Source organism: Isoptericola sp. NPDC057391, assembly GCF_042668085.1.
Classification (GTDB): Bacteria; Actinomycetota; Actinomycetes; order Actinomycetales; family Cellulomonadaceae; genus Isoptericola.
In genome coordinates this window covers 37,396-43,507 of record NZ_JBHVBO010000019.1, presented here as the reverse complement: position 1 = coordinate 43,507, position 6,112 = coordinate 37,396, and the positions used below count along the sequence as shown (strand labels likewise).

The following is a 6,112-nucleotide window of genomic DNA, read 5'->3' as shown; positions in this document are numbered from 1 at the left end:
CCCCGCGGGCTGCCGCGGGGCGCGCGGCTCGGGGTCGACGTCGGCAAGGCGCGCATCGGGCTCGCGGGCAGCGACCCCGACGGCCTCGTGGCGACGCCCGTCGAGACGGTGCCGCGCGTCCTGGACGTGCCCGCGGGCGTGGACGGGACGCCCGCGGTGACGCCCGACGTCGCGCGCATCGCCGCGGAGGTCGAGGAGCGGTTCGCCGCGGTCGTGTACGTGGGGCTGCCGCGCCACCTGTCCGGGGCGGAGGGCGCGGCGACCGCGGACGCGCGCGACTTCGCCGCCCGCGTGGCGGCCGCCGTCGCGCCCGCCGAGGTGCGTCTCGTGGACGAACGGATGACGACCGTGACGGCGCACGCCCAGCTGCGGTCGGCAGGACGACGCACCAAGACACACCGGTCTGTCGTCGACCAGGCCGCAGCCGTTATCATTCTGCAATCTGCACTCGACGTGGAGCGGTCGGCGGGGGAGCGCGCCGGCGAGCTCGTCGAGCGGCGGTCACCGGGCGCCTGACCTGCCCGGACAGCAGCACCCGACCCCACGTGCCCACCTCAGGCCCTGTCAGAAGGAAGAACCCGGCGTGACGGACCTCTTCGAGCACCCCGCCCTCCAGGAGGCGCCGGCGGCACCCTCGCGGCGCCGCTCGGCCGCCAGCCGGAGGGCCGCCGCCAAGCGCAAGCGCCGCCGTCGGCAGCGCACCGCGGTGGTCCTGGTGGTGGTCCTCGGGTTCGTGGGCGCGGGCGCCTACCTGCTCTGGGACCGCATGGACTCGCTCGTCGGCGACCTGCCGTTCATCGGCGCGCAGAACGAGGACTACCCGGGGCCGGGTGGGGAACCGGTCGAGGTCGTCATCCCCGAGGGCGCCTCGGGCGGCGAGATGGGCACCGTGCTCCAGGAGGCGGGCGTCGTCGCCAGCGTGGGCGCGTTCACCGACGCGTTCGGCCAGAACCCGGCGGCCGCCGGCATCCAGCCGGGCACGTACCAGCTGCAGGCCGAGATGAAGGCCTCCGACGCCGTCGCCGCGCTGGTGAAGAACGAGAAGCTGCAGACCAACGTGACCATCCCCGAGGGCTACACGGTCGCGCAGATCGTCGAGCGTGTCGGCTCGGTCACGGACATCACGCCCGAGGAGCTCGAGAAGGCGCTGGAGGACCCGGACTCCTTCGGGCTGCCGCAGCAGGCGAAGGGCAACGCCGAGGGCTGGCTGTTCCCGAAGACGTACACCGTGCAGCCGGGCGACGACGCCACCACGCTGCTCACGGCCATGGTGGACCAGACGAAGAAGGAGCTGGAGTCGCTCGGGGTCGAGAAGTCCGACTGGCAGGACGTGCTGAACAAGGCGTCGCTGGTGGAGAAGGAGGCACCGGACGGGTACCGGGGTGAGGTCGCGCGCGTGATCGAGAACCGCCTGGACCGCGGCGAGGCGCTGTACCTGGACGCCATCAACTCCTATGGGCTCGGCAAGCCGGCCGACGAGATCACCAAGTCGGAGTTCGCGGACGCGAGCGATCCCTACAACTCTCGCAAGAACACCGGGCTTCCGCCCACGCCGATCGCCAACCCTGGCCAGGAGTCGGTCGAGGCCGTCCTCGACCCGCCCGAGGGTGACTGGAACTGGTACGTGACGGTGAACCTGGACACCGGCGAGACGAAGTTCACGGACAACTACCAGGAGTTTCTCCAGTACCGCGCCGAGTACCAGAAGTGGGCCTCGGAGAACGCCGGCTGACATGACCGTCTCCCGACGAGCGGCGGTGCTGGGCCACCCCGTCGCGCACTCCCTCTCGCCCGTCCTGCACACCGCCGCGTACGACGCCCTCGGCCTCGAGGGCTGGGAGTACTCCGCGATCGACACCACGGTCGACGACCTGCCGTCGTTCGTGCGCGGTCTGGACCTGGGCTGGGCCGGCCTGAGCGTCACGATGCCGCTCAAGCACGCGGTCATGGGCCTGGTGGACCACGTGGACCCGCTCGCGGTCGCAGTGGGTGCGGTGAACACCGTGCTCGTCGCCCCGGCGCGGTGCGGCGTGACCCTCACCGGCACCAACACCGACGTCTACGGCCTGGTCACCGCCCTGCGCGAAGGGTTCGCCGCCCAAGGGCGGGCTGCCGGCGCGGGAGCGGCGAGCGCCGTGGTCCTGGGCGGCGGCGCGACGGCGGCATCCACCCTCGCGGCGCTAGGGGAGCTCGGCTGCACGACGCCGCGCGTCCTGGTGCGCTCCCTCGGCCGGACGTCCGGCCTGCAGGAGGCGGCCGCGCGCATGGGCGTGAGCCCGCGCTTCGAGGTCCTCGACCCGTCGGCGTCGCTCGGCGCGCTGCAGGACGCCGACGTCGTGGTGTCGACCATGCCGGCCTACGCCGCCGACCCGGTCGCAGCCGCGCTCGCCGCCCAGGGCGGCCTGCCCGCCGGCGTGCTGCTGGACGTCGTCTACGACCCGCGCCCCACCGCGCTGTCCTCGGCCTGGTCCGCCGCGGGCGGCACCGTCGTCGGGGGCGAGCGGATGCTGCTGCACCAGGCGGTGGAGCAGGTGCGCCTCATGACGGGCCGCACGGCCCCGGTCGCGGCCATGGACGCGGCGCTCGGCCGGGCCCTGGCGGCCCCGGCGTCCGCCCGCTGACCACCGGACCGACCCGCGGCGCGGGCGTGGAAGAATCGCAGGCATGCTGCGCTGGATGACGTCGGGGGAGTCGCACGGTCCGTCACTCGTGGGGGTGCTGGAGGGCCTGCCGGCAGGCGTCGAGGTGGTGACCGCGGACATCCAGGCGGCGCTCGCCCGCCGCCGGCTCGGTTACGGCCGCGGCGCCCGCATGAAGTTCGAGCAGGACGCGGTGCGCGTGCTCGGCGGGCTGCGTCACGGCGTCACGCAGGGCGGCCCGCTGGCCTTCGAGATCGGCAACACCGAGTGGCCCAAGTGGACCGACGTCATGTCGCCGGACCCGGTCGACCGCGAGGCGCTGCTCGTCGACGCCGGCACCGGTGACGAGCGCGAGATCGCGCGCAACCGGCCGCTCACCCGCCCCCGCCCGGGCCATGCCGACCTGGTCGGGATGCGCAAGTACGGGTTCGACGACGCCCGCCCGGTGCTCGAGCGCGCGTCGGCCCGCGAGACGGCGACCCGCGTCGCGCTGGGCCTGGTCGCGGCGAAGTTCCTCGAGCAGGCGGTCGGCGTGCGGCTCGTCTCTCACGTCGTGGCGATCGGCCCGGTCGAGGTGCCCGAGGGCGCCGACCTGCCCGCGCCCGACGACGTCGCGGCGCTGGACGCCGACCCGGTGCGCTGCTTCGACGCCGCGACGAGCGCGGCGATGGTCGCCGAGATCGACGAGTGCCGCAAGGATGGCGACACCCTGGGCGGCGTCGTCGAGGTGCTCGCCTACGACGTGCCCACCGGCCTCGGCAGCTACGTGCAGGGCGACCGCCGGCTCGACGCGCGCCTGGCGGGGGCGCTCATGGGCATCCAGGCGATCAAGGGCGTCGAGGTCGGCGACGGCTTCCGCACCGCTCGGCGCCGGGGCTCCGCGGCGCACGACGAGATCGAGCGCGGGGACGACGGCCGCATCCACCGCCGCTCCAACCGCGCCGGCGGCATCGAGGGTGGCATGAGCAACGGCGAGGTGCTGCGCGTGCGCGCCGCGATGAAGCCGATCTCGACCGTGCCGCGCGCCCTGGCGACGGTCGACGTCGCCACGGGCGAGGCCGTCACGGCGCACCACCAGCGCTCGGACGTGTGCGCGGTGCCGCCCGCGGCCGTGGTCGCGGAGGCGATGGTGGCGCTCGAGCTGGCGCAGGCCGTCGTGGAGAAGTTCGGCGGGGACTCGGTCGCCGAGGTGCGCCGCAACGCCGAGGCGTACCTCGCCTCGATCCCCGAGCTGCTCCGATGAGCGCGGGCGTGCCGCGGGCGGTGCTCATCGGCCCGCCCGGCAGCGGCAAGACGACCGTGGGCCGCCTGCTCGCCGAGCGCCTCGGCGTCGCGTTCCGGGACACGGACGCCGACGTCGAGGAGACCGCGGGCAAGCCGGTCGCCGACATTTTCGTGGAGGACGGCGAGCCGCGCTTCCGCGAGCTCGAGCGGGAGGCCGTCACCACCGCCCTGGCGTGCCACCCCGGCGTCCTCGCGCTCGGCGGCGGCGCGGTGATGGACGAGCACACCCAGCGGGCGCTGGAGGGCTACGTCGCGGGCGGCGGCACCGTCGTCTTCCTAGACGTCTCCCTCGCGCACGCGGCCCCCCGCGTCGGCTTCAACCAGTCGCGCCCGCTGCTCGTGGGCAACCCGCGGGCGCGCTGGGTCGAGCTGATGCAGGCGCGCCGGCCCACCTACGAGCGGCTCGCCACGGTGCACGTGGTCTCCGACGAGCGGCCCGCGCACGAGGTCGCCGCTCAGGTGCACGCCGGGGTCACGGGCGAGGCAGGAACGCAAGGCGCGGCGCAGCACGACGCGGCCGCGGGCACATCGGCTCAGGAGGTCCAGTCATGACGGTCCGCGTGACCGTGCAGGGCAGCACGAAGGAAGCACCGGCCTACGACGTCGTCGTCGGGCGACACCTGCTCGGCGAGCTGCCGGGCCTGCTCGGGGACGGGGTGCGGCGGGTGCTGGTCATGCACCCGGCGTCGCTGCAGGCCACCGGCGAGGCCGTCCGCGAGGACCTCGTGGCGCAGGGCTACGAGGCGTTCGCCGTCGAGCTGCCGGACGCCGAGGAGCAGAAGACCGCCCAGGTGGCGGCGTTCTGCTGGCAGGTGCTGGGCCAGGCCGACTTCACGCGGTCGGACGCGATCGTGTCCGTCGGCGGCGGCGCGACGACCGACCTGGCCGGCTTCGTCGCGGCCACGTGGCTGCGCGGCATCAAGGTCGTGCACGTGCCGACCACGCTGCTCGCGATGGTCGACGCCGCGGTGGGCGGCAAGACGGGGATCAACACGGCCGAGGGCAAGAACCTCGTGGGCGCGTTCCACCCGCCCGCGGGGGTGCTGTGCGACCTGGCGGCCCTGGAGACCCTCGACCGCTGGGACCTCGTCGCCGGCATGGCGGAGGTCGTCAAGACGGGCTTCATCGCGGACCCGCGCATCCTCGAGCTCGTCGAGGAGCACGCCGACGAGCTGCGCGAGTGGAAGGGCGCGGACACCACCCCCGAGACGTGGGCCGTGGTGACGGAGCTCATCGAGCGGTCGGTCCGGGTCAAGGCCCGCGTCGTGGGGGAGGACCTCACGGAGCAGGGGCTGCGGGAGATCCTCAACTACGGGCACACCCTGGGGCACGCGATCGAGCTCACCGAGCGCTACCAGCTGCGGCACGGCGCCGCGGTCGCGATGGGGATGGTCTTCGCGGCCGAGCTCGCGCGCCTCGGCGGCAAGCTCGACGACGCGGTCGTCGACCGGCACCGCGCGATCCTCGACTCCCTCGGCCTGCCCACCACCTACCGCGGCGACCGCTGGGACAAGCTCCTCGCGGCCATGCAGCGCGACAAGAAGACGCGCGGCAACCTGCTGCGGTTCGTCGTGCTGGACGACGTCGCGAAGCCGACGCGCCTCGAGGGCCCGGACCCGACGCTGCTCGCCGCCGCGTACGCGGAGATCTCGAAGGAGCCGCCGGCCGGCCGGCCCGGCGTGACGGTCCAGCTCGGGCTCTAGCCGACCTGCTCGGGCCGCCGGCGCGCGGCCTCGCGGTCGGCGTCCCACGCCCGGACGACGTCCCGGCACGCCGGGACGTCGTCGTCCGGGACGAGCAGCACGAGGTTGCCGTCGTGGTCGCTGTACAGCGTCCGGACGACGACTCCGGCCTCCGCCAGGCGACGCGCGAACGCGCCCATCTGCCCGGGCCGGTCCTGGGCGAGGCGGGTCGTGACGACGTCGCGCGCGACGGCGGGGCCGAGGCCGGCGGCCGCCATGGCGGCGACGGCGCGCGGGCCGTCGTCGACGAGGAAGTGCGCGACGCGGCCGCCGCGCAGGGACGTCACCCCGCCGCCCTCCAGGCTGACGCCCGCGCGCCCGAGCGTCTCGCCGAGGTCGGCCAGCGCGCCGGGAGTCGCCGGCAGCAGGACCTCGAGGTCGGTGCAGGTCTCCGGTGTGCCCATGCCCGGACGATAGGCCCGGGACGCTTCGGCACCCGCCGAAGCG

At 74.7% G+C, this 6,112-nt stretch carries 7 protein-coding genes; 6 read left to right on the top strand and 1 reads right to left on the bottom strand.

The window, feature by feature from the left end; translation table 11 throughout:
• Positions 1-9: 9 nt before the first annotated feature.
• From ruvX to aroB, 6 genes are all read left to right on the top strand, one after another.
• Positions 10-516: a Holliday junction resolvase RuvX gene (gene ruvX, locus ACFUVW_RS04890; protein WP_430570229.1), complete on the top strand. Its 507-nt coding sequence runs from the start codon at positions 10-12 to the stop codon at positions 514-516.
• A gap of 67 nt (positions 517-583) precedes the next feature.
• Positions 584-1,732, top strand: coding sequence for an endolytic transglycosylase MltG (mltG, locus tag ACFUVW_RS04885; RefSeq protein WP_430570225.1), 1,149 nt, complete (start codon positions 584-586; stop codon positions 1,730-1,732).
• A 1-nt stretch (position 1,733) separates the two neighbouring features.
• A complete protein-coding gene (locus ACFUVW_RS04880; protein ID WP_430570224.1) occupies positions 1,734-2,621 on the top strand; it encodes a shikimate dehydrogenase in 888 nt (295 codons plus the stop codon).
• Between the two features lie 43 nt (positions 2,622-2,664).
• A complete protein-coding gene (aroC, locus tag ACFUVW_RS04875) occupies positions 2,665-3,882 on the top strand; it encodes a chorismate synthase (RefSeq protein WP_429729415.1) in 1,218 nt (405 codons plus the stop codon).
• Positions 3,879-4,475 (top strand): shikimate kinase, encoded by a 597-nt coding sequence (locus ACFUVW_RS04870; protein ID WP_429729413.1) that lies wholly within the window; start codon positions 3,879-3,881, stop codon positions 4,473-4,475. The genes aroC and ACFUVW_RS04870 overlap by 4 nt, the downstream gene beginning before the upstream one ends.
• Complete coding sequence (aroB, locus tag ACFUVW_RS04865) at positions 4,472-5,626, top strand: 3-dehydroquinate synthase (protein ID WP_429729411.1); 1,155 nt, start codon at positions 4,472-4,474, stop codon at positions 5,624-5,626. The genes ACFUVW_RS04870 and aroB overlap by 4 nt, the downstream gene beginning before the upstream one ends.
• Here aroB and ACFUVW_RS04860 read toward each other — a convergent pair.
• Entirely contained in the window at positions 5,623-6,069 is a 447-nt protein-coding gene (locus tag ACFUVW_RS04860) for a hypothetical protein (protein ID WP_430570223.1), read from the bottom strand. The two genes, aroB and ACFUVW_RS04860, sit on opposite strands and share 4 nt — an antisense overlap.
• Positions 6,070-6,112: the final 43 nt, after the last annotated feature.